This is a genomic window from Acinetobacter sp. LipI_23 (assembly GCF_058243045.1).
This window is the reverse complement of sequence record NZ_JBZAYJ010000001.1, coordinates 1,926,706-1,948,719: the sequence shown is the minus strand read 5'-3', so window position 1 is coordinate 1,948,719 and position 22,014 is coordinate 1,926,706. Positions and strand designations below refer to the sequence as shown.

At 36.4% G+C, this 22,014-nt stretch carries 25 protein-coding genes and 1 pseudogene; 12 read left to right on the top strand and 14 right to left on the bottom strand.

Annotation, left to right across the window (positions count from 1 at the left end; genetic code table 11):
- Window positions 1–125: 125 nt before the first annotated feature.
- From AC4CVD_RS09600 to AC4CVD_RS09580, 5 genes are all read right to left on the bottom strand, one after another.
- Complete coding sequence (locus AC4CVD_RS09600) at window positions 126–344, bottom strand: DUF6500 family protein (protein WP_490753000.1); 219 nt, start codon at window positions 342–344, stop codon at window positions 126–128.
- 56 nt (window positions 345–400) lie between these two features.
- A complete protein-coding gene (locus AC4CVD_RS09595; RefSeq protein ID WP_114837522.1) occupies window positions 401–619 on the bottom strand; it encodes a hypothetical protein in 219 nt (72 codons plus the stop codon).
- Window positions 620–623: 4 nt separating this feature from the next.
- Window positions 624–1,919, bottom strand: a complete 1,296-nt coding sequence (locus AC4CVD_RS09590; RefSeq protein WP_114837523.1) for a Y-family DNA polymerase — start codon at window positions 1,917–1,919, stop codon at window positions 624–626.
- 12 nt (window positions 1,920–1,931) lie between these two features.
- Entirely contained in the window at window positions 1,932–2,567 is a 636-nt protein-coding gene (locus AC4CVD_RS09585) for a LexA family protein (RefSeq protein ID WP_049174675.1), read from the bottom strand.
- 107 nt (window positions 2,568–2,674) lie between these two features.
- The gene (locus AC4CVD_RS09580) at window positions 2,675–3,325 is read right to left on the bottom strand and encodes an SOS response-associated peptidase (protein ID WP_114837524.1); all 651 of its coding nucleotides are present in this window, start codon (window positions 3,323–3,325) and stop codon (window positions 2,675–2,677) included.
- 215 nt (window positions 3,326–3,540) lie between these two features.
- On the opposite strand from AC4CVD_RS09580, the gene AC4CVD_RS09575 reads away from it, so the two are divergent.
- On the top strand, window positions 3,541–3,681 hold the full coding sequence (locus AC4CVD_RS09575; RefSeq protein WP_004981682.1) for a hypothetical protein: 141 nt from the start codon (window positions 3,541–3,543) through the stop codon (window positions 3,679–3,681).
- Between the two features lie 67 nt (window positions 3,682–3,748).
- On the opposite strand, the gene AC4CVD_RS09570 is transcribed toward AC4CVD_RS09575, so the two are convergent.
- The 4 genes from AC4CVD_RS09570 to AC4CVD_RS09555 form a co-directional block, all read right to left on the bottom strand.
- Complete coding sequence (locus AC4CVD_RS09570) at window positions 3,749–5,827, bottom strand: catalase (protein WP_114837525.1); 2,079 nt, start codon at window positions 5,825–5,827, stop codon at window positions 3,749–3,751.
- A gap of 290 nt (window positions 5,828–6,117) precedes the next feature.
- Window positions 6,118–6,801, bottom strand: coding sequence for a DUF421 domain-containing protein (locus tag AC4CVD_RS09565; protein ID WP_114837526.1), 684 nt, complete (start codon window positions 6,799–6,801; stop codon window positions 6,118–6,120).
- A 71-nt stretch (window positions 6,802–6,872) separates the two neighbouring features.
- Window positions 6,873–7,169, bottom strand: coding sequence for a hypothetical protein (locus AC4CVD_RS09560; RefSeq protein WP_004981674.1), 297 nt, complete (start codon window positions 7,167–7,169; stop codon window positions 6,873–6,875).
- A 108-nt stretch (window positions 7,170–7,277) separates the two neighbouring features.
- Window positions 7,278–7,454, bottom strand: a complete 177-nt coding sequence (locus tag AC4CVD_RS09555) for a hypothetical protein (protein ID WP_165382175.1) — start codon at window positions 7,452–7,454, stop codon at window positions 7,278–7,280.
- Between the two features lie 618 nt (window positions 7,455–8,072).
- Between AC4CVD_RS09555 and AC4CVD_RS09550 the strand changes: the two genes are divergently transcribed.
- Window positions 8,073–9,479, top strand: a complete 1,407-nt coding sequence (locus AC4CVD_RS09550) for an iron-containing redox enzyme family protein (protein WP_114837727.1) — start codon at window positions 8,073–8,075, stop codon at window positions 9,477–9,479.
- Between the two features lie 200 nt (window positions 9,480–9,679).
- On the opposite strand, the gene AC4CVD_RS09545 is transcribed toward AC4CVD_RS09550, so the two are convergent.
- Window positions 9,680–9,913, bottom strand: coding sequence for a DUF2171 domain-containing protein (locus AC4CVD_RS09545; RefSeq protein ID WP_114837728.1), 234 nt, complete (start codon window positions 9,911–9,913; stop codon window positions 9,680–9,682).
- 264 nt (window positions 9,914–10,177) lie between these two features.
- On the opposite strand from AC4CVD_RS09545, the gene AC4CVD_RS09540 reads away from it, so the two are divergent.
- The 5 genes from AC4CVD_RS09540 (at window position 10,178) to AC4CVD_RS09520 (ending at window position 14,762) form a co-directional block, all read left to right on the top strand.
- Window positions 10,178–11,191, top strand: coding sequence for an acyl-CoA/acyl-ACP dehydrogenase (locus tag AC4CVD_RS09540; protein ID WP_034700367.1), 1,014 nt, complete (start codon window positions 10,178–10,180; stop codon window positions 11,189–11,191).
- Window positions 11,179–11,955 (top strand): PIG-L deacetylase family protein, encoded by a 777-nt coding sequence (locus AC4CVD_RS09535; RefSeq protein ID WP_114837729.1) that lies wholly within the window; start codon window positions 11,179–11,181, stop codon window positions 11,953–11,955. The genes AC4CVD_RS09540 and AC4CVD_RS09535 overlap by 13 nt, the downstream gene beginning before the upstream one ends.
- Window positions 11,948–12,547, top strand: a complete 600-nt coding sequence (locus AC4CVD_RS09530) for a class I SAM-dependent methyltransferase (protein WP_004986550.1) — start codon at window positions 11,948–11,950, stop codon at window positions 12,545–12,547. Before AC4CVD_RS09535 ends, AC4CVD_RS09530 begins: the two co-directional genes overlap by 8 nt.
- Window positions 12,544–13,188, top strand: a complete 645-nt coding sequence (locus tag AC4CVD_RS09525) for a glycosyltransferase family 2 protein (protein ID WP_004986552.1) — start codon at window positions 12,544–12,546, stop codon at window positions 13,186–13,188. The genes AC4CVD_RS09530 and AC4CVD_RS09525 overlap by 4 nt, the downstream gene beginning before the upstream one ends.
- Window positions 13,189–13,571: 383 nt before the next feature.
- Window positions 13,572–14,762, top strand: a complete 1,191-nt coding sequence (locus tag AC4CVD_RS09520; protein WP_114392966.1) for an MFS transporter — start codon at window positions 13,572–13,574, stop codon at window positions 14,760–14,762.
- Window positions 14,763–14,823: 61 nt separating this feature from the next.
- On the opposite strand, the gene AC4CVD_RS09515 is transcribed toward AC4CVD_RS09520, so the two are convergent.
- Together AC4CVD_RS09515 and otsB are read right to left on the bottom strand one after the other, a co-directional pair.
- A complete protein-coding gene (locus AC4CVD_RS09515; RefSeq protein WP_114392964.1) occupies window positions 14,824–16,260 on the bottom strand; it encodes a trehalose-6-phosphate synthase in 1,437 nt (478 codons plus the stop codon).
- Entirely contained in the window at window positions 16,248–17,102 is an 855-nt protein-coding gene (gene otsB, locus AC4CVD_RS09510; protein WP_114837730.1) for a trehalose-phosphatase, read from the bottom strand. The genes AC4CVD_RS09515 and otsB overlap by 13 nt, the downstream gene beginning before the upstream one ends.
- 260 nt (window positions 17,103–17,362) lie before the next feature.
- Between otsB and AC4CVD_RS09505 the strand changes: the two are divergent.
- Window positions 17,363–17,467 (top strand): annotated as a pseudogene (locus AC4CVD_RS09505) (IS5/IS1182 family transposase); the annotation flags it as partial.
- 78 nt (window positions 17,468–17,545) lie between these two features.
- Here the strand turns inward: AC4CVD_RS09505 and xseB are convergent.
- Both xseB and xseA read right to left on the bottom strand, forming a co-directional pair.
- Window positions 17,546–17,740: an exodeoxyribonuclease VII small subunit gene (gene xseB, locus AC4CVD_RS09500; protein WP_078424972.1), complete on the bottom strand. Its 195-nt coding sequence runs from the start codon at window positions 17,738–17,740 to the stop codon at window positions 17,546–17,548.
- Complete coding sequence (xseA, locus tag AC4CVD_RS09495; RefSeq protein WP_114837731.1) at window positions 17,733–18,995, bottom strand: exodeoxyribonuclease VII large subunit; 1,263 nt, start codon at window positions 18,993–18,995, stop codon at window positions 17,733–17,735. Before xseA ends, xseB begins: the two co-directional genes overlap by 8 nt.
- Before the next feature lie 563 nt (window positions 18,996–19,558).
- Here xseA and AC4CVD_RS09490 point away from each other — a divergent pair.
- The 4 genes from AC4CVD_RS09490 to AC4CVD_RS09475 all read left to right on the top strand — a co-directional run bounded on the left by AC4CVD_RS09490 (window position 19,559) and on the right by AC4CVD_RS09475 (window position 21,845).
- A complete protein-coding gene (locus AC4CVD_RS09490) occupies window positions 19,559–19,786 on the top strand; it encodes a hypothetical protein (protein WP_004984985.1) in 228 nt (75 codons plus the stop codon).
- A 94-nt stretch (window positions 19,787–19,880) separates the two neighbouring features.
- Window positions 19,881–20,150, top strand: coding sequence for a hypothetical protein (locus tag AC4CVD_RS09485; RefSeq protein ID WP_114837732.1), 270 nt, complete (start codon window positions 19,881–19,883; stop codon window positions 20,148–20,150).
- 501 nt (window positions 20,151–20,651) lie between these two features.
- A complete protein-coding gene (locus AC4CVD_RS09480; RefSeq protein ID WP_114837733.1) occupies window positions 20,652–20,861 on the top strand; it encodes an acyl-CoA thioesterase in 210 nt (69 codons plus the stop codon).
- Between the two features lie 546 nt (window positions 20,862–21,407).
- Complete coding sequence (locus AC4CVD_RS09475) at window positions 21,408–21,845, top strand: hypothetical protein (RefSeq protein WP_490752993.1); 438 nt, start codon at window positions 21,408–21,410, stop codon at window positions 21,843–21,845.
- Window positions 21,846–22,014 lie beyond the last annotated feature (169 nt).

Below are 22,014 nucleotides of genomic sequence, written 5' to 3'. Positions count from 1 at the left end.
ATTCATTAACTATAAAATATCGCTAACGACAATAAACATCCCTTCCCAACTAAAATAATCCCTAGTCAAACTTCCTCGATCCATCGACCAACCAAGTTTCGGCTGGTGCAATGCAATAGTCATAATTAGGGATCACCTAAAACAAGTTGCCTAACTTTAACTGCTTTCTCGAAATGGTCTAGTTTGTGATGCATAATCCACCATTGAGCAGCTTCCATCAATAGTTCTGGGTTATCATTCTTATTCTTGAAGAAAGCATAAAAGGACAGTCCTACGTTATCGCCCTGCTTCTCAATTTTCTCGTTACACCCACGAATAAAAATCTCTTTTAATTCATCTCTCATTTTTGACCTTTGTTAATTATTCAATTTCTCTAAAACCCATATTCCTGCGGATTGTTTTAGTTTACTGTTCCCAACACTGGAATCATTCTAGGTCCAGCCTGTCTAGCCTTGCCAATAATCTCAACTAGCTCATCATAAGTCAGTTCAAACTTATCTTCGCTGTCAAAGACGTAGACCATATTTTTGTCTTTGTATTCTTCAGGTGTAGGTGGCACAAAACGTTTAGGGATTAGAATCTGCGCCAATTGCTCATTCGAAAGTTTATATATATGCATAGTCTTATCTCACTCTAAAGAGTTCATTCCATTCGGTTAAATAGTTAGGAGATTTGCGTTCTTGATTCATTTGCCAGTGCTCATCTTTGCGCCCGCACAAACCCAAGGACAGTGTGTTCTTGCCATACTTGTGGGTGATGTGATCTAAGGCGTCTGAGAGCTTGGCTCGCTTAATCTGTAGCGAATAATCGGTAAATAGGTCAGGGGAGAATTTCGCTTTCGGGATGATTTCCATCAGGATGATGCCTGCCTTTTTATACTTAAAGCCGGGTTTGAATATTTCATCAATGGCCTGCATGGCTATACGGGTAATCTCTAATACATCATCAGTATGTTCGGGTAGCTGCATAATCACGTAAGGTGTGTATTTCTCAGCCTTATCAAAGCGACCAGTCTGAATGAATACCCCAATCATCTTGCATAAGGACATATCATCCCGAAGTCTTGAGACAGCCCTTTGCACATATAGACGCACTGAGGATTTGATATTTTCAATGTCATAAATCGGTTGGCCATAAGACTGGCTGCTGATGATTTGCTTTTTAGCAGGTGCATCACTCTCCAAATCGATACATGAGATCCCATTCAGCTCGCGTACGGTCTTTTCCATAACAATGCTGAATTGCTTTTTAATTTCTGCCGGGTGCGCTTGAACCAAATCCAAAACGGTACGGATATTCATCGCATTGAGCTTTTTACAGTTCTGGCGACCAACTCCCCAAACCTCACCAACGTCGATCTGTGCAAGCATGGCTTCGGTAGAACATGGGTCCATATCGACCAGATTGCATACCCCATTAAAAAACTTATTCTTCTTGGCTAGATGATTGGCAATTTTTGCTTCTGTTTTTGAACGTCCAATGCCCACACAGCAGGGTAAAGTGAGCCACTGCCAAGCGGTTTTGCGAATTTCTTGGGCATAGTCGGTTAAATCAAATAAGTGCTCATAGCTGGTGAGATCTAAGAAGCATTCATCAACTGAATAAATCTCTTGCTCTCCTGGTGCAACATACATCCCCAGTAAAGTCATAAAACGACGAGACATAGCCCCATACAGCGCAAAGTTGCTGGAGAACACCTGAACATTATGCTTCTTGATGATGTCTTGAATCTGGAATACCGGCACACCCATTTTAATGCCAATATCTTTGGCTTCTTGGGAGCGCGCCACGGCACAACCATCATTACTCGAGAGAACAATGACCGGACGATTATTGAGGGACGGATTAAAAATACGCTCACAACTGACGTAGCAGTTATTCACGTCCACTAACGCGAATATACGATTTTCAGCTTTCATTTTTTATACTTCTTACTTGCTGGTAGAGCGTCTATAAAATTGCTTGAGGTTGAAGGTCACAACCCCTTGGATAGAGATAGACTGGCTGTCTTTAGGAATAATATGTTCGTAAGCTGGGTTTTCAGCTCTCAGCCAAATAGGGGGAAGTTCATAGTCTTCATCCCCAAACATTTCTTTGATTTCTTGTTTTGACATCTTAGCGGTCATCATTAACCGCTTAAGTGTTATTTCACGCTCATCGATGAGGGCTAAAACGATATCTCTATGCTGCGCTGTAATGCTCTTATCGACCAGAAAAGGATCATCGATTTCAAAGCCAGCATAAAGCATAGACTCACTATCAACCCGTCCCATAAAAGTGGATATTGGATTGAAGATGAGGAAGTCATTTAAGTCGATCGACTTGTCGATATGGTCTTTGGTACCAAAAGCAGGACCAGCTGAAAACCGTTCAAGTGCAGAAGGAATTTCGAGGCGGGTTTTGACTGAAATTTCTTTAAGATCAAACTTAGACCCTAGCTCATGCTCTTTTTGTATTTTTTCAAAGACAGCATTGACTGTAGGACTTGGAGCACCATCTGGGCCCATAAGTGTTTGAAGGAATGACCAGACGTCATCCGAGAAATAGATCGGTAGTTTCTTTGACATGTTTGACTCCTACGCTACGAGGCGTGTTTGGAACTGAACTCTTTTTTTAGGATAGTCGGTGGCAAATTAAATTTCAAATTTAAAAGCTGTGGATAATCAATGCACCTTCAAATTAAATTAGGTTGAGCATCGTTTTCAGATAAGCGGGATTTAGGGAAGGTGATGTACTCATCCTGCATTTCAAAGAAGAACTCATGCGCCTCTTTAAAGCTGCAATTCAGCCATTCTTCGCGGTATTCATCAGGGATTACGATGATCGAGCGCTTTTCATCATCTGGTTTATGGAATTGCCTCATGAAAGGGTGTTTATCGGCATTAATGGTGAGCATACTCATCGATCTGATTTGCTCTCCATCGATTACGGCATTCTCATATATGGCCGCCACGGTAAATGGCATACCATCCTCACGCGCAATGCCATACCAATAAGATTTCCCATCAATGTATTTGGGTTCAAAGATGGTTTCGACAGGGATCAAGCCAAACTGAGACTTATGCCAAGCTTCCCTAAAACTGGGCTTCTCGGCTACCGTTTCAGTCCGGGCATTATATGTGTACTTGCCGAAACTTTTTTCTTTGGCCCACTTAGGAATCATCCCAAAATTGACCGATCGCCATTCGATCTTGCCGTCATTGGAAAAGATCAAAGGAGAGGGATAATTAGGGAAAATATCTTCAGGGAATTCCAATTGATCAGGCTCAGGAAGATCCAATAGAAACGCACGATTCTTTCTGATCGCTTCAAAGTTTGCGCACATAGACTTATCCCTTTTTATTCTTTGTAATCATCGCTCAAATAATAACCCAACTAAGAATAAAATGATTTCAAAACAATTTAGTATCGTCAACGCAGTGCTCACATAAGAATTTGCAGTATTAAACCTAAAAACAGTGAGTTTTACATATCTATAATTGATACTCAGCTCTACAAGTCATATTTATTTATATAAGCTATACTGGTGATGGAATCGCTATGACTAATAAACAAACGCAAGAGTCCAATCCTCAAAAAGAATCAAACGATGACAAGGGTGATCAGAAAACCTATCAGAATCCGGATCCCCAAAAAAAACCTAATGAAGAGCCCGAGAACCCGCTTAAAGAGCAGAAGTAGATCAAAAAGCCCTCGACAAGGGCTTTTTGAAATCAAATGCTTACACTACTTTTAATCTCAAATAAATTCATGCTGGAATAGCTGCGACAACTTTTTCTCTATCCCACAAACGGTGATTTTGAATAGCTTGTTTGAATTGATCTTGGATCTCTTTAAAATTTTGAGTAGAGAATAGAGCTGCATCCTTAGTGAGTTGAAACTCATCTATTAAAGCGCATTTATCACCGAGGAAAACAATAGGTTTGAGATGCTTATATGTCTCTAATACATAATGTTTAGAAACTCCATCAGCCTTAAATACTTCTAAATTATTCCCATCAATCACGATTACGGCATCATAAGTCACTGAAGGCTCGCCATTTTGTCTTCCATCTACTGGTATTTCATTGCCATCACTAGATTTAACAGGGGCTGCGTTCGGTGCTAAAGTTTCCACAATAGCTTTTTCTGCTTCAGCCCATATTTTAATATCATCTATTGATGACGCATTTACACCGTTATGAACGAGTAAGGCAATTTTTCGCTGTTTAATATCAGATGCAGGAAAAGATGAGGTACTTAATCTTTTCGAAGATGCAATTACGGGTTGGTGCAGACTATCTTGCTGTTTAGGGGGAGTTTTAATACCTAACTCTTTCGCAACATATTCAGCTAAGTCCAAGTCAATATTAGCTAAGACAGCGTAAACTACACGTCTGCGGATATCTTCCGATTTAACCTTAGATAATTCAAAAGAATATGCATCCTTAATATGCTGTTGTTCATGATTTTCCAAACTATGGTAGTGCATTGTGGCTTGCGAGAAATGATCAGCGAAACTTTCTGGTCGAACTCGTAGTTTGCTGCCTTGTACTTCTTCAGGATGTGTCTTAAAGGCACCACTGTCATTAGGTGATTCTCTTGGCCAATTTTCATCAACAGAATTAGGTTCATAATTTGCCTTTCCTTTATAAACTTCGTGATTAGCATAACCACCTCGTCTATTCGTATGAAAAGGACAAACGGGTTTGTTAATTGGAATTTGATTAAAATTTACCGTACCTAGTCTGTGTAAGTGAGTATCCGTATAGCTAAATAGCCGTCCCTGTAAAAGGGGATCGTTACTAAAATCTATACCTGAGACAATATTTGCAGGACTAAAAGCAACTTGTTCTGTTTCTGCGAAAAAATCATCTGTATTTTTGTTTAAAACAAATTTACCTAGTGGAGTGACAGGTACAAGTTCTTCTGGGATTAATTTTGTAGCATCTAAGACATCAAAGTCCCATTGTTTTGCATCTTCTTCAGAGAAAATTTGTGCGCCTAATTCCCATTCCGGGTAATTGCCACGCTCAATAGCATCCCACAGATCACGTCTGTGAAAATCGGGATCTTTGCCATTAATTTTTAGGGCTTCATCCCAGACGACTTGAGCTACCCCTTGCTTTGGAGTCCAATGGAATTTCACTAAGAATGCTTCATTATTCTTATTAATCAATCTAAATGTATGAACACCAAAACCTTGTATAGAGCGTAGATTTCTTGGAATTGCTCTATCAGACATTATCCAAGTAGTCATATGTGATGCTTCGGTGTTTAAAGAAATAAAATCCCAGAAAGTATCATGGGCAGATTGACCAGTTGGAACTTCATTGGCATCTTCTGGTTTTACTGCATGAACAAAGTCCGGAAATTTAATAGCATCCTGAATGAAGAAGACAGGGATATTATTCCCCACCAAATCATAATTTCCTTCTTCAGTATAAAATTTTATAGAAAAACCTCGTACATCTCGAACGACATCAGCCGAACCTCGCCCACCTTGAACTGTAGAAATACGGACAAAGATAGGAGTTCGATTATTTGTGTCCGTTAGGAACTTAGCTTTAGTCCATTTTTCATTACCTGCATAAGCTTGAAAGTAACCATGAGCACCGACCCCTCGAGCATGTACAACACGTTCTGGAATACGCTCACGATCAAAATGAATAAGTTTATCCCTTAGAAGAAAGTCCTCGAGAAGAGTAGGGCCTTTCTCATTAATTTTTAGACTATTTTGATTATCAGCTACGGGAACACCTAAAGAAGAGGTAAGGGTTTTACCTATAGGATCCACGTATGCTTCCTCAGAAAGTTGGTCGATTTTTGGTGTATTTGGTTCTTTCATATCACATTCTCTTATACATTTGCTTTATAACGTTTTATGAAAATAAGTATTTATTTTCACGTAAGTTAATGGCTTATTTGTTGACGGATATTTTGTGCTTATACAATTTAATAGGTTATCTACAATCGAATATGAGTTACTTGCAAGAAAACTCTTTTTTGGATCAAAGATACCCATATAAACTTTAAGTATTTACTCTTTGAGTAAGGTAAAGAAATGTGTATTTTTTGTTCGCTTAAACTTTTCATTTTAAATAATATTGAATTAATCTAAGTCAAAACAAAAGCTTATTAATTTTGATATTCCTCGCAATACAAACAGGATTTAGCCCATTTGGTATTTTGACAGCGTGGGCATTCTTCATTTAAATGATTTAAATGTTGGGTTTGACCACACAACATACAAGAATAAAAGTGATCTACATTGTGATGATCTGCGATTTGGTATTCATCGGGAAATAGAGGAAGGCCCCATTTTATATTTTCTTTAGAATATGGGATCACGCTTAGGCAGCCATCAGTCTCAAGCAGTGCCATTTTAACTTGTCCAAGATGCTCTATCTTCTTTTGGCGCATTTCAGCAAAGAACTCATCATATGAATACTTTTCTTGCTTAATATCCTCAACAATCAGTAAACCATTTTTGACGATGTATATAGGTCGACCTTCCAATACGGTCTCAAAAGCATCGGATTTCATCATTAAGTAAGTTGTTAAGCGATATAAAGCTATAATTACTGCAAAAACGATGACAGCATGAATGATAGGAACTTCTTCATAGAACATAGCATCGCCAGCAGCAGATCCTAAACTAAGAATAATTGCGATTTCAAAGATGGAAAGTTGCCTAACACCACGTTTACCAGAAAATCTTAAAACTAAGATAATCAGGAAGTACATCAAGACACTACGAAGTACAATTTCTGCTGCAAAAGTAAATGTAGTATCAGCTAATAGTATTTTTATAAAGTCCATTTTACACCTATTTAATTATTATTTAGATGTGCTGATAATGAGCCTAAAAGGCTCATTATCATTATATTGGCTTACATTTTGTCCCATGCATCTTTAATCGCATGTTTGGCTTGTTCCCACTTTAAGCGTGATTCAGCCTTTAGTTCTTCCCATTTTACTTTCAAATCACTTTCGGAATCTTCAAATCGTGCATCAGTACCACGCTCATTACGGGCATGCTGACCTAGTTCATAGGCTGAACGAAGATCACGGTCATAATCCACATCAGGAAGTTCTCTTTGGATATCGCCGTAATATGGGCGGTTTGAATAATCTGTACGCCAATCATGCTTGATTGGGTTTTCGTCTTGATGGTCATTGATAGTCATAATGAACTCCAATTCCATCCAACTAAGAATTCAAAAAATAATTCTTAGTTGGATTTAATTAATGAATGAGTTTTAGAATTTAATAATATTATTCAACATGAAAAACTATTATTTCTGTTGAGCGTGTTGGTCATTTTGCTGGTTTTGGTTCGGTTGTTTTTGATGATTTGGATTTTTTTGCGGTTGGTCTGGTTGCTGTTGCTGTTGTTGCTGCTCTGGCTTTTTTTGCGGTTGATTTGGCTGCTGCTGTTGCTGATTTTTCTGCTGTTGATTTTGATTAGTCATTTTACTGAACCTCATAAGATTAGAATTAATCTACATTAATTAATCAGTAGATTTATTATTAATATCATAATTTTTTTTAAAAAAAACATCAGAGATGTTACATTTTAATTTTTGAGTTAAATTGTGTTTGTTTAAAAGTTTAGGTATTGATAATAAATGGAAATATATATTTTGTTTTTTACAAAAGGCTAACAATGTTTAATTTTATTCTTAATTCAGATTTATATCTTTTTGATTGGAGTTGTGTTTGTAATTTATTGATTTTTTTGAATTTGAAAAACAATAAAAATCCGTTTAGAATCAATGGAATAACGACAGGAATAATAACGGTTCTTGTGCTTTCAATAAATAAAGTTAACAATTTTATAAAATAGATAAAATGCTTTTTACTAATTTTAAAAACCATAATTTTTTTAATTACAATGAGTGTGATTTATATCACAGATTGTGAAATTTATATTTTTTATAAAAATTATAAATATTTAATTAAGGTGTTGTATTGTGATGTTAAATAAATTAAAGGATTACATTTATTAACGTTTCTTTTCAAAGTTGTTAATTAATTAAGTATAAGTGTCAATTATGTTGGTATAAGTTATTTACCGCGAGAGAATTATAATGCCTACTGCAGTAAAAGAGAGAATTTTAAATCTAATAACCGATGCCCATCAGAAATATTTTGAAATAACACAATTTTTTTTAGATCCATCAATGTCACGTTCTTCAAAAGAGTTGAAAGCTTATCATTTCCTAGAAAACGAAATACTTCATTTGGATAGTGATTTCTCTGATTTTCCTACTAGTGTTGATCAATTGGCAGTCTGGGTACAGAAACAAAATAAAACACAATGCTTGCATTACAAAGAGTACTTAGAAAGGCGTGAAAATGGGAGTGCAAGGGAGTTTTTTGGAACTACAAGTAAAGCTTATGAATTTTTATACAAAGTAGCACCGACCAAACGTGTAGACGGTGCTTGGCTTTATAGCTTTACGCAGTACTGGAATGATCCAGCTTTTAGAGACTTTATACAAATATATGTTGAGGAGTTAGGATTAGGTTCTAGCCAAAGTAACCATGTAAAACTTTTCAATAAATTACTTCTATCACTTGGTCTTCACCAATTTTCAATGAATTTACCTGATGAATACTATCACCAGTCAGCAATACAATTGGCTTTAGCTTATGCTCCATCAGATTTTATACCCGAGATTGCAGGTTTTAATTTTGGATATGAACAACTACCACTTCATTTATTGATTACAAATTATGAACTTAAAGAGTTAGGCATTGATTCCAAATATTTTAACCTACACATTACAATTGATAATTTTGATAATGGACATGCTCAATTAGCTACAAATGCTATTAAATGTTTAGCCAAACGCTACCCAAATCAATCCGAATTTATTCGTAAATTAAAGATAGGCTTTTTATTAAATAATCGGGGAGTTAGCTCAGTTCAAATAATAAAGAACCTAAATACTGAGCGAGTGGTTCTGGAGATTTTCAAGAGCAAAGCTTTAGTTGGAAAGCACATGCATAATGAGAAATGCAAGTTTAAGAATAAGTCTGTAAATTCATGGCTATCAGAAGAAGATCAGGTTGAGGAATTCATTCTTGAGCTAACAAAAATAGGATGGATTAAGCTTAACGAAGATCCTGAACATAGCCGATTTTGGAAAATGATCAATGAAGAAGATGGGAAAATGTTTGGAGTTTTCTCTGCTGCAGAAAAAACTTTTATTTATGATTGGATTGCGGGTGCTAATTTAAGTAGACGCATTAATCCAGTAAATTCAGAATATATAAAAAACTTTATCGAACTAAATGATTTTAGTTATTTGTCAGAAAATGAATTATTGCTGTTACAGCAGCAAATTCAGATATCTACAAATACTGGCCATAAAATTAGCAAATTGATGCCATATTTAGCTCCACATCAACATCACCAAGAGATTGGTTTATGGGCTACTCAAAAAGTAGTTGAGTATATTTTCCCATTCTTAGGCAGTAATTTTAAATAAGAGTAGGCTAACTTATTAATTTATAGAGAATAGATGTAGTCTATGACAAATAGATTGCATCTAGCTATTTTTTACAAGTATGAAATGAAATACCTATGACTCAAACGGACATTGCGAAGGGTTAGGGCTTTTTTGAAATTACTTACAAAGAAATAAAGAGTACGATCAAAGTCTAGCCGTACTCTTTACTTTAGGATAATTTAAATAGCTTGCCATTGTTGCTTAACTTCTTCTGAATTTTTAATCAGAACTATTTTGTCATCTTTGACTTCACCAATCCATGCCGTTGGGATCAGATGATGCTGATCATTTTCATCACGCGTCAGCTTGAGTTGGCTATCACCTTCGAGATGATCAACTGTTCCGACTTTGGTACCACAAGAAGCAATTACATCTGAATGTTTTTTAATATCTTGAATATTTAAAGTACTCATTTCTTAAACCTCTTTTATAAACATTACAACACGGAAGCCTTTAAGCTACTGCTTATTTCCTCATAATTGTTGGATTTTAAATAAACCTTACATGATGATTTTATAGATTCACTTAAACCTACTATTTAGTTAACAATGAAACAAAAAGAAATAAATAGTTAAATAATTACGAATAATTATCTCTTCATTACAATTTATCTATTTAACTAAACAGATTATTTCAATTATTATTTAAATAAACTCATTTGAATTAACATTTTAAGAATGAATAGAAAAATATTTATAAAAAGCTCAACTTTAGACATATTAAATCGCTTTGAGCAGTATTCAGCTGAAGAAAAGCTAACTCAACGTCGAATTGTGTTGAAACAGTTGATTCATTCTGTTGGACGATTGCCTGACCCTGCTTCGGGACAAACCTATCAACGCTGGCAAATTTTTGCTCAGATAGCTGGCTTTGACCTAAGTTTAGCCAAGCTTTTTGAGTCCCATTTTGATGCTTTAAGTATTTTGCATGAACTCGGTTATCAACATGAAATCGATGAGGAGACATGGGCTGTTTGGGCTGCCGATGGTGGACCCGTGCCGTTACAGGTCGAAAATGGGCTTTGTCATGGAATTAAGCCGTGGTGTTCAGGCGCTGAATTTATTCATAAAGCATTAATCAGTTTTAAAGATCAACAGGGGCAATCTCAGCTCTGCATTATTGACCTCAACCAATCCTTGATCACCATTGATCTGGCTCACTGGCAAGCTATAGGCATGCAGGGAACACAGACCGCAAGAGTCAATTTTCAGGGGATAGCAGTCAAACTCATTGGTCATCCCAATGACTACCTTGATCGGGTTGGTTTTTGGCATGGTGCTGCGGGTGTTGCAGCTTGCTGGTACGGTGCCGCGGTGCGGTTAGTGGATGAGCTACAACAAAGTTGCCTTAAAACCCCTAATCCTTTTAAGAAAATGTATTTAGGTCAGTTGGCAACTCGACTTGCTGTAACCCGACAATATTTCCAATATATCGCGCAACTGATTGATAGCCAACCCAAACTTAGCCATGAACGGGATGTACGGATCTTGCGTGCGCAGGCAGAGCAAAGCTGTTTGGAGGTTATTGAAGGGGTAGGAAAAGCGCTTGGAGCACGGCCTTTTTGTGAACAAGCAACTTTTGCCAGCCTAATGGCTGATTTACCTGTATTTATTCGGCAAAGTCATGCGGCATTTGATGATGAGCAAATTGCTGAACGATGTTTACAGGAGCAAATATCATGGCAGATCTAAAACATCCTTTAGTCGAAGATCGTATTATTGAAGGGCATGGGACCTCCCGAGAACAATGGCTGCATGCATTTGAGCATCAGCCGCTTTCTCTACTCAATTTTAAAAAATTTCAATCCAAAAGAATCTTGATTGTCGCACCCCATCCCGATGATGAGATACTGGGGTGTGGCGGCTTGATGCAACAATTAATTATGTTGAATTGTCAGTTGGTGATCGTTGCCGTCAGTAATGGGACACAAAGCCATCCACATTCAACCAAATACAGCCCAGATCAATTAGATCAAATTCGCCCACAAGAAAGCTTGGCGGCTTTACAGTGTCTAGATATTTCTGAATATGTTCAACGTATTGCATTAAATTTACCAGACGGGCAGATTCATTTGCACAGGGAACATCTGTGGCAAGAATTAGACAAGTTGGTTAAAGCGGAAGATATTTTAATTTGTAGCTATGCACAGGATGGGCATCCAGATCATGAAGCGGTAGGAAAAACTGTACAGGCATTTGCTCTAGCTCATGACATATCATATTTACACGTGCTGATCTGGGCTTGGCATTGGGCGCGACCACTAGATCCGCGTATCAACTGGCAAAAGGCTAGAGCTTACAACTTAACTCAGGCCCAATTAATCAAAAAACGTCAGGCCATCATGCAGTTTAAGAGTCAGATTGAAGCTGATGAAAGTACAGGCAATGCTGCGATTTTATCTCCAGCAATCATCGAACGTTTGTTAATGCCTTGGGAGGTTTATCTTTGTGAATGATTCTAGTCAATATTTCGAAGCCTTATATCATCACAATAATGACCCTTGGGGCTATGATTTACATTGGTATGAAGCTCGTAAAAGGCAGATTTGTTTGGCATTGCTTACTCAAGAGCGTTATTCATCAGTGTTGGAAATCGGCTGTTCCAATGGACATTTAAGTGTACATTTAGCCAAACGCGCTGATCAGCTTTTATGTCTAGATTTTTCTGAACATGCTGTTCATTGGGCCTCTAAACGTTTAGAGAGTTTGAAGCATGTGAGCGTTCAACACCAAAAAATTCCTGAATATTTTCCTGAACAGAAATTTGATCTGATTGTCATCAGTGAAGTGGCCTATTACTTATCACGCAATGAACTGCATGAACTGATCGATCAGCTCCAAGACAGTTTAACGCCACAAGGTGAAATCCTGTGTTGTCACTGGCGTCACGCCATTCAGGATTTTGAACTAGATGCTTCTCAAGTCCATCATCATTTAAAACAATCTTTGTTGTTCACTCATTATTTAAGTCTGAATGATCCAGATTTCATTATTGATATCTGGACGGTAAATCCTTCATCTTTGGCAAAACAACAGGGCTTAATATGAAAATAGGTATTGTTATCCCAGCCCATAATGAAGAACAGAATTTATCCGCTTGTTTGCAGTCAATTGAACAAGCTACACAGTATATAGGTCACGGTCAGGTCAAGATTCTAGTGGTTTTAGACAGTTGTACTGACCAGTCCCTCATGATTGTAAAGTCACATCAGATGAACTGGGTTGAATGTAATTTTGCTTGTGTGGGCAAGGCCAGAGACCTTGGTATTAGGCAGCTAATCGATCAAGGAGTTACATGGGTCGCTTGCACGGATGCTGATACAATTGTAGATCCAGATTGGTTACTATGCCAAATGCGACATCAGCCAACAGATGCCATTTGTGGTATCGTTATACTGGATGATCTTAGTCACTTATCAATACAACAACAGCAGAAATATCTGACGCATTATCAGGACATGATGGATCATCAACATATACATGGGGCGAATTTAAGCTTTAGTGCCGAAGCCTATATTCAGGCAGGAGGCTTTGAACCTATTCCTTGTCATGAGGATGTCTCATTAATTGAAAAATTTATTAAGCAATGTTGCAAAATCACTTGGAGCAATTTGGTTCGGGTCACCACTAGCAGTCGATTAAATGGACGTGCACCTGAAGGTTTATCGTACTTTTTAAAACATTTATAAAATTGACCTAATTCGAGAGAGAAAGTTAATCCACAGCTTTAGCGGGTGACATATATTATTCAGCTTTATAAATGAGCTATTTAATTCTGTCATCTTTACAAAATTTAAGTAAATTCATATCTTTGCCTAATTAAATTGAAAAGCTAAGAAGAAAAAGGGTTAAAAATAAATGCTTTAATTTTATTTGGATAATTAATAATAAGTTATTGATATATATAAATTTTATTTTTGTAAAAAATACTGTTTTTAGATTGGTTTTGTGTATAATTTCGTCATAAAAGCCTCTGTGGATTTATAGAACTTCTCTATAGATTAGCAGGGGTTTTTCTATGGCGATTTATCCGAGATGGACGCTCTGAGTTAATTTGTGTGGATGGTATTAAATGATCCTTTTTTCCAGAACTGCTCTTATTGATCCTGAAATTCAATTAAGTGCTCAACGTCTTTCAACTCGTTTTAGCTTTTTCGGTCTGGGTTTCGCCACGGCTGCATGGGCGCCGCTGATTCCTTTTGCCCAGCAACGTTTACATTTTAATCATGCCGATTTTGGTTTGTTGCTATTATGCAGCGGCTTAGGTGCAATGCTAGCTATGCCTGCAACAGGTAAAATTGTTCAGCGTGTTGGTTGTCGTGTGCCGATCGGTTTCGCTTTACTCTTGCTTGCCGTTTTATTGCCAAGCCTAAGCTTATGGACCACGCCGTTAATGATGGCGATCACCTTATTCTTATTTGGTACAGCAGCAGGAAGTCTGGGCGTTGCACTCAATATTCAGGCCGTAGTGGTTGAGAAAAATAGCTTAAAATCATTGATGTCTGGCTTTCATGGTATGGCGAGTCTAGGCGGATTAGCTGGGGTACTGACGATTACTGCATTGCTTGCTTTAAGTATTTCGGCTGTTATGAGCGCATTTGCTGTGAGTTTACTGTTGGTAATTATTGTTTTTCTTTCAGTGCCATACAGCATAAAAGCTGTAGAAAATACCAGTCTTGAAGCATCTTCGAAAGTGAAAAAGTCGATACGCCAGCGCCTGCCACAACCTTTGATTATATTAATTGGTATTGCCTGCTTCATCATTTTCATGGTGGAAGGCGCGGCGATGGACTGGAGTGGTATTTATTTAACGCAACAATATGGAGTTAATACCGCTTTTGCGGGATTGGCGTATACCTTCTTCGCGATTGCCATGACCACAGGACGTTTTACGGGGCATTATCTGATCCGTTATTTTGGTGAAAAAAAGCTTTTAACCTATAGCGCGATTTGTGCAACTTTAGGTTTAGCTTTGGTCAGTATCGTGCCTTATTGGTGGCTGGTTTTAGTGGGTTATACACTGGTTGGGACAGGTTGTTCTAACATCGTCCCGATCATGTTTTCCCGTGCTGGACGTCAGACGGTGATGCCGAGCGCAGTTGCATTGTCTTGTGTTTCGACCATGGCTTATACGGGTATTCTGGTTGGACCGGCTTTCATTGGAATGGTGAGTGAGCTGATTGGCCTAAGTACAGTGTTTATGGCACTATCTGGTCTATTATTATTGATTGTGGCTTTAAATCGGTTTACTTATGTGAAATAAGTATCATAGTGAATTGAACTGGCAATATCTGGATACTGCCAGTTCCTTACAAATCGAAGTACTATAAATTTTGATAAATAGGGTTGACGTTACGTATTCCCAGGAATCTGAAATCCTGCATAGCGGTTTTGTTCTGTAAGTCGTTAAGAAATGCATTGCGCCAGTCATTAATATCAAAATCTTTTAAACCTTTCATTAGTTGTTTGTAGCGTGAAATACGTTCTTGTCGTGGCATTTCCAGTGCTGTTTTTAAAACATCGACCATTGCCGTTTTATCGGTAGGATCAACCAGTAGTGCTTCTGACATATGCTCTGCAGCACCTGCATATTTGGATAGAATAAGTACACCAGGATTTGATGGATTTTGCGCGGCAATATATTCTTTCGCGACCAGATTCATCCCGTCTCGTATTGAACTGATCCAGCACACATCGGCTTGACGATAGATTTGCATCAAATGATGATGTTTTATTGCATCATAAATACATTCCACGGGTTGCCACTCTTCCTTTGCAAATTCCTGATTAATCATCTCGATCTTAATCTTGAAACGCTCAAATAAACGTTGATAAGCTGGAACTTCCAAACGACATGGGCAAGCAATTTGTAAATGTTGAATATGCTGCTGATACTCAGGATATTTCTCTAAGAACTCTGCATAGGACAAAAAGCGTTCCAGTAAACCTTTTGAATAATCAATCCGATCTACGCCGATAATGGTTTTTGCAGCATTCAGCTCTACTGGGCGGGTAAGGAAGTCTTGTACATCAATAAACTTATGGGCCGCTTTTTGAATCGCTGTTGGATTTACACCAATTGGGTAGCATTTAATTATGGTTAAACGTTGATGGTAGCTTAACAAAGTTTGTTGAATTTTCTGTGCGTTCAATAAAGATGTGCATACTTGCATACACACTTTTTGATCTTTATCTGTTTGTAGACCCACCACATCGTATTGGCATAGATCCTCAATCAATTGTTGAGCACATGGAATTTTTTGCCAGATAAATAAAGGTGCAAAAGGAATGTGCAGGAAAAATCCAATTTTATTCTGCATACCGAGTTCACGGCAATATTTCGCCACACTTAAAAAATGATAATCATGAACCCAAATGGTATCGTCTGGATCTGCAATTTCGGCAAGTTTTTGAGCGAATAAAGAATTTACTTTTTGATATCCTTCGTATTCTGATGTTTTAAACTCAATCAGGTCTGAACGATAATGCATGGCAGGCCAAAGTGAATTGTTGGCAAACCCTGCATAATAATCTGAATATTGAGAATTTGTTAAAGGGCAGGTGACATAATCAACTTTATCCTTCCGAAAAATATTAAAATGTACTTCCTCTTGCTTATGAACTCGTTCGCCATTCCATCCGAGCCATATACCACCAATATCATCTAATGCATCTTGTATAGCGACTGCAAGCCCACCTGCGGTAGTTTTTTGCCCGTTGGGAATAGTGACTCGATTCGATAAAATAATTAATTTAGACATGTTTTCTCTCCATCTAAGTTGTTGTTACCCTTAAAATTGTTATCATGGTTTCGAATATGGTCTAAAAATAATTCTAAAAAATCATATACTTGCTTTGTGTCTCTAAGCTGGTATTTGGCATGGGTAAGCCCTTGACCGACTTTGATTGAGATGCCATCTTCCAACTGATTCACAAAATAAAAACCATCTTCGTCCGTAACGTCATCACCAATGAAAATTGGTGTGTAAACCTCATACTGGTTTAAATGAGCTAAAACTTCCTTGATTGCCAAGCCTTTATTGGCTTGAGCGGGTATTAATTCATAAACGAATTTCCCTTGAATTAATCTTAGGTTGGGGAATATCTTTTGAGCTTCTAACATTATTTTTTTTGCTATATCTTCGAGCTCTGGAGCTTTCCTATAATGCAACGCAATTGATGATTTCTTGTTTTCAATCAGTAAACTTGGATAGGCGATACATGCTCGAGCTAAAATTTTGTAAATATTTGAAATTTCTAAGAAACTCTTTGGTGTATGTAATTTTTTTTCATTTCCTATATATATTTCTAATCCATGCAATGCGGCAATTGGAAGATCAATGGATTCAAATAATTTACGTGCAGAATCAATATCTCGTCCAGTCACAGCTATAACAGGAATCTTCTTTGAAATAATTTGTCTTAAAATATTTAAAGTCTTAGTCGGAATATAACTATCGATAGGATTTAATTGAAAATCAGATAAAGTGCCATCTATATCTAAAAATAGACATGGCTTATTGTAATTTGAGCTAAGCTTATCTCTTAATAAAGAGTTCAAGTATTCTAATTGTGAAATTGATTTATCTATTATGTCTCTCAATTTTTAATATCTCATATTGCGATTATATTTTATTATAGATCGATATTTTTTTTATAATACTTAAGTTGTCAATAAGCAAACACAAGCAGAACGTAATTTACATTATTAATGCTTATAATACATCGTAAACCTTTCTTACATGTTTAATAAGAATTCATTTTTTATATTTATTATGGCTTTGTTACACAAAGATGTATAAGTTGAAGTCGCTTTATTGCATAAATTTCTTCTTGAATATTTTTCAACAATATAAATTCCAAATGAAGAAGCCTGTACCTAAAATCTATCGTACAGTGAATTGGTCCACCAATAACCGAGCTTTAATAAATCGAGGAAATATCTCGATTGGTTTTGATCTTACAACTTAATGGTAGACTCCTCCCAAAGGCAAACATGATTGAAATTAAACTTATTCGAACACATCCATCCAAATTATTAACTTATTATTCCTTAAATGTCTCATTCAAAGCTTGTTGTACAGCATCAACACGTGTTTTACAGGCTTTGTATGCCACCATAGACTCTTCAACGATTTTCATTAAATTGTCGATGTCTGGCTCTTCGTGTGACTCCAATAGCTCGGCATTCTTTTTAAGGACTCCATAGCCTTCCTTGAAAGAGAGTTCTTTTTTACTCATTACCAATTACCTTCGTTACATTTGCTTGAATGGTACCATCCTGTAATTCGACTTGGATGTTATCACCTGAGATTTGTTGGATAGATCGAATAGCTTTACCTTCGCTACGAACTATTCCATAGCCTTTAGCCATCACGTTTCGCGGATTCTGGATTAGGGTTTCACGCATCAGCGATTCGACTTGATTCGTTGCCAGTTTGATCTGTTGCTGGGCTAAGTAATGTAGGGTGCTTCGCATCAAATCTACGCTTTTATTAGCTTCATTGATCTGCCCATGTGCAAGTGTCTTAATCATTCTCATGTATTGATCATTTTGGCTTTGGTACGCCGTGATTTGATGTTGGGATAATAGCTTAATGGTTTGGAATGAATCTAAGACACCCTGAGTCCGTTCAGCGATAAGATTACGAATACCACCAATTACCTTACTTGGTGTGTCAAATGAACGGTTTGCAACTTCATCCAATATCGTACGGTCTTTCTCGTGACCAATACCGACCCAAATCGGAACGGTTCGTTTGGCCAACAATGCTGCCAGTTCGAAATCATTTAAATAGGCAAGGTCGTTCACGGTACCACCACCGCGGATAATCACAATGAGATCAGGTGGGGTATTGAAATCAGTAGCCCATTGTCTCAGACCATTACTTAAAGATGTGATGATACTCTGTGCTGCTGTGTTTCCTTGGAATGTAGCTGAATAGTATTTGAAATGACATACACCAGCTTTTTCTAAAGCATCAGCATCTTTTTTGAAGTCACCTAAACCTGCAGCATTTTCAGGAGCAATTACCAGGACATTCTGAATATCAAATGGAGTAGGGATGAGCTTATTTTTATTTAACAGACCTTCAGTGGTTAGTCTTTCTAATATTTGTTGATAACGCCGTGCAATGTCTCCAAGGGTATAGCTTGAATCAATATCTTCAACATTCACCGAAAAGCCATACTGAGGATCAAACTTGGCTCTAACTTTTACCAAGACATTTAAATCCTTTGAAAGCTCTACACCGCTTTCTCTTTCAAACTTAAGCACCATTTTCTGAGCTGTAAATTTCCAGATGGTCCCTTTGCAACTTGCTATAACTTTGTCGGTACTTTCATCCTTTTCAGCTAACTCAAGATAGTAATGCCCACCCTTAATACTAAGATTGCGGATCTCAGCTTTAACCCATACAGGTTCATTGAAAGTAATTTGAATTACTTCCTGTACTGTGGATAGATAATCACTGAGAGAAAACTGAGGTTCAGACATTAGGTCAATTATTTTAAGTGCTTAGATGAATAGTATTAAAGCAAAGCCAGAAGTGCAAATTGAGAATATGCTCACTTGACCCTGATCAAGGTATATGGCATATTTCTGCTATAGTGGACGTACATATGGAAATTCACTTAATTACCGTAAAAAGCTCATCATTTGATGGGCTTTTTTTGTTGCTAGATAATTTGGAATAAAATGTGAATGAGGTCTCAATATAAACCAAGTATATTAGTTGGTATTAAGTTCTCCATGATAGTTAATATCAGTTTATACCTGCACCTTCCCCAAGTTGCAGGTTTTTTTTCTTCATTTTTTATTCGATTAATGATTTAATTATTTTGTTGTAAATAAAAACAACGATTCCTTGTTTCGGCGCAAAAGACCAAGGGGAAAGCCTTACAGAAATGTAGGGCTTTTTTAATAGGAGCTTAACTTAAATCGTATTGGTATAAATTTTTAATTTTTTATCAGATGCTTAGTCGATAAAGTGCGTTCAAATAATTGCGCTTTTTTGTTGTGATATATTTTAATCATTACTTACAACAAGAAGAATAGAAATGAATATTTATATCGGTGGTGATTTAGATGGCAGGGTAATAGTGCTTGATAAACCATGTTTTAATGCTAAAAAAGTAAACAAGACTAAAGCAGCAAACTACATTAAGCAAATGTATGTCATACATGGTGACGTCTATTATTTTTGGCGTGATGCTGAGCTTAAATTATTGGAAGTTACTCAACGTATAGAGATCTTACTGGCAAAGACTAAGCGAAAATCTATTTAACTGTCCCTGATAGTAAGTTTTTTATTGTCTTTATCCGTAAAAGAAATTAGTTTAAATTGAACCAATTGTTAAAATAATTATGAGAACGGAAAAAATGAATAGAAAATTTGAACTACATGTGATTAGCCAGATCTATGACTTTTTAGTTGAAAGAGAGGCGTTTACCTCACTAAACCTTGATCGGAAAGTTACGGAGTTTTTTCGGGAAGTACATGTAGGGCGAGAAGAAGATTTTACAATTCGTGAATCAAATAAAATCTCAGGAAACTTTGGTGAAGTTTCCTATATCAATTTATTGAATGTCCCTAATTTCAACGATAAAGATAAATTTCTGAAATGGGCACATAAAGCTTTAAATTTATAAGTTGTAATAAATCAGTGTAATTTAATAGGAATTGTTTCATTGTTTAACAAATTCAATTACATAAATAATAATGTGGTTACATTATGAACAGTAATTCATCATAAGGCGGTTAGATAAATACAAATCACAGTGTTATGTTTGAATCAAAAGTTCTACATGGATGGAATTAAAGATGAAATTCTTAACTTTGGTGAGCATAGGTGCGGTAGCAAGTTTCTGTTTATTGTTAAAGAGTCACACTACTGAAAATTCATTTCATTCAAACTTCGATAAAGTTGTTCGAAATGCTGTCTTACAGGGATTCATATAAATATAGATGCCTAAGACATATACTTTTTAGGTACTTAAAGGAGGAATAAGATGATCAGATTATTAATGTGTATATTTGGCCTTCATGGTGCTAGAGAGATTGATTACACAAATGACCATAAAGAAATTTGTGTATGCCGAGAGTGCTTGAAGAAATTTAAAAGTCCTCATGATTAGGTATAATTTCTTTTTATGAAAAGACTGCCTAAAAAATCTGAGCATATAACCTCAAATTGGACAACCGAGCAGGATATTTTCTTAATTGAAAATAGTGTTATGGCGATTGAGGAGCTTATCAATCATCTGCCTTTTACTAAAGATGAAATTATTAAGCGCAAAGAGGTACTAGGTCTCACTAGAAGACATAGACAGATGCGTAAATTTTTAAGCAATCCATCTTAAGAGAGTTCTAAGCCTCTATTTTTTTAAATGGATCAGACATAAAAGACCCTGTTCGATATCTATTATTCGCGGAGGTTTTTTCTCTCTTATGAAATGTTGTTATACAACTTTATACACTTAATCAACGTCACAGTTACTTTTATAAAACCTCTTACATGTCTATCCCTAGAATTTGTGATAATTGTTTGCATTTAGAGTCAAATGCATTCTTAATGACTAGAGCATTAAATAGAACAATAGAAGGAGATGGATATGACCTCGCAAGAAGTACTCGTATTTTCAGCCTCAGCATTTGGTCTCACATTACTCATTTATGAGTTTGGACAGATGTCAATGATGTTTAGTTAAACCACCTTCGGGTGGTTTTTTATTGCAAGATATAACTACATCACAATATGGATAGAATATGTAAACTGGTTAAATTTTAGTGTAATTGTGAATTTACAATATTTACTGGAAGTTTCATTTACGTAACAAACGAGTAATTAATTATTGATTATGTATTCACATAATAGTTTAGGTATGATTTATATAAAGGAAATTATCATGCCACAATATCTAGCTTTGGCTGAAAAAGTCATAAAAGACATTAAGGAAGAGGTTGGTATTGAAAGGGATCAAAAAGGCCTTTTCACATTGATAATCCTCAAAGTTAGAGAGTATACCCACTCAAGCAATTTAAAAGTTGATCATGAAATTTGTGCGACCATTTTTGATGATGAGAATAAAATTGAGGGTATTAAAAGGTTGGATTTAACCCTAATTCCTCGAATCTCAAATGAAGATGAGTTTCTGTTATGGTTAGCAGGTTTCATACAACATATTACTATTGATGAGAGTAAGAAAGACCAGATTTCTTTATCCATTGTTATGAAACAAAGTAAAAAATCCAGCAAACATACTTTGTTAGATGATGTTAATTATGAGTATGAAATTTATAAGTATTTCAGAGAGCCATCTAAGGAAAAAATTACTGATGAATAATAAGTTCTAATAATAAAATAGAACTCATAATAATTATTTCTAGATATTTTAACCACCTTAGGGTGGTTTTTTAATAAGCGTACCATGTGTAAGCAGACGACTACTTCCAGAAAAACAAAAAGCGGCCACCCAACTGCTATCAGGCTGTGCAGCATATTCGATTTCGACA

What these genes read in the sequence shown, in the direction of transcription:
- AC4CVD_RS09600 (WP_490753000.1), bottom strand. Translation starts at nt 344, where the DNA reads ATGAGAGATGAATTAAAAGAGATTTTTATTCGTGGGTGTAACGAGAAA.
- AC4CVD_RS09595 (WP_114837522.1), bottom strand. Translation starts at nt 619, where the DNA reads ATGCATATATATAAACTTTCGAATGAGCAATTGGCGCAGATTCTAATC.
- AC4CVD_RS09590 (WP_114837523.1), bottom strand. Translation starts at nt 1,919, where the DNA reads ATGAAAGCTGAAAATCGTATATTCGCGTTAGTGGACGTGAATAACTGC.
- AC4CVD_RS09585 (WP_049174675.1), bottom strand. Translation starts at nt 2,567, where the DNA reads ATGTCAAAGAAACTACCGATCTATTTCTCGGATGACGTCTGGTCATTC.
- AC4CVD_RS09580 (WP_114837524.1), bottom strand. Translation starts at nt 3,325, where the DNA reads ATGTGCGCAAACTTTGAAGCGATCAGAAAGAATCGTGCGTTTCTATTG.
- AC4CVD_RS09575 (WP_004981682.1), top strand. Translation starts at nt 3,541, where the DNA reads ATGACTAATAAACAAACGCAAGAGTCCAATCCTCAAAAAGAATCAAAC.
- AC4CVD_RS09570 (WP_114837525.1), bottom strand. Translation starts at nt 5,827, where the DNA reads ATGAAAGAACCAAATACACCAAAAATCGACCAACTTTCTGAGGAAGCA.
- AC4CVD_RS09565 (WP_114837526.1), bottom strand. Translation starts at nt 6,801, where the DNA reads ATGGACTTTATAAAAATACTATTAGCTGATACTACATTTACTTTTGCA.
- AC4CVD_RS09560 (WP_004981674.1), bottom strand. Translation starts at nt 7,169, where the DNA reads ATGACTATCAATGACCATCAAGACGAAAACCCAATCAAGCATGATTGG.
- AC4CVD_RS09555 (WP_165382175.1), bottom strand. Translation starts at nt 7,454, where the DNA reads ATGACTAATCAAAATCAACAGCAGAAAAATCAGCAACAGCAGCAGCCA.
- AC4CVD_RS09550 (WP_114837727.1), top strand. Translation starts at nt 8,073, where the DNA reads ATGCCTACTGCAGTAAAAGAGAGAATTTTAAATCTAATAACCGATGCC.
- AC4CVD_RS09545 (WP_114837728.1), bottom strand. Translation starts at nt 9,913, where the DNA reads ATGAGTACTTTAAATATTCAAGATATTAAAAAACATTCAGATGTAATT.
- AC4CVD_RS09540 (WP_034700367.1), top strand. Translation starts at nt 10,178, where the DNA reads ATGAATAGAAAAATATTTATAAAAAGCTCAACTTTAGACATATTAAAT.
- AC4CVD_RS09535 (WP_114837729.1), top strand. Translation starts at nt 11,179, where the DNA reads ATGGCAGATCTAAAACATCCTTTAGTCGAAGATCGTATTATTGAAGGG.
- AC4CVD_RS09525 (WP_004986552.1), top strand. Translation starts at nt 12,544, where the DNA reads ATGAAAATAGGTATTGTTATCCCAGCCCATAATGAAGAACAGAATTTA.
- AC4CVD_RS09520 (WP_114392966.1), top strand. Translation starts at nt 13,572, where the DNA reads ATGATCCTTTTTTCCAGAACTGCTCTTATTGATCCTGAAATTCAATTA.
- AC4CVD_RS09515 (WP_114392964.1), bottom strand. Translation starts at nt 16,260, where the DNA reads ATGTCTAAATTAATTATTTTATCGAATCGAGTCACTATTCCCAACGGG.
- xseB (WP_078424972.1), bottom strand. Translation starts at nt 17,740, where the DNA reads ATGAGTAAAAAAGAACTCTCTTTCAAGGAAGGCTATGGAGTCCTTAAA.
- xseA (WP_114837731.1), bottom strand. Translation starts at nt 18,995, where the DNA reads ATGTCTGAACCTCAGTTTTCTCTCAGTGATTATCTATCCACAGTACAG.
- AC4CVD_RS09490 (WP_004984985.1), top strand. Translation starts at nt 19,559, where the DNA reads ATGAATATTTATATCGGTGGTGATTTAGATGGCAGGGTAATAGTGCTT.
- AC4CVD_RS09485 (WP_114837732.1), top strand. Translation starts at nt 19,881, where the DNA reads ATGAATAGAAAATTTGAACTACATGTGATTAGCCAGATCTATGACTTT.
- AC4CVD_RS09480 (WP_114837733.1), top strand. Translation starts at nt 20,652, where the DNA reads ATGAAAAGACTGCCTAAAAAATCTGAGCATATAACCTCAAATTGGACA.
- AC4CVD_RS09475 (WP_490752993.1), top strand. Translation starts at nt 21,408, where the DNA reads ATGCCACAATATCTAGCTTTGGCTGAAAAAGTCATAAAAGACATTAAG.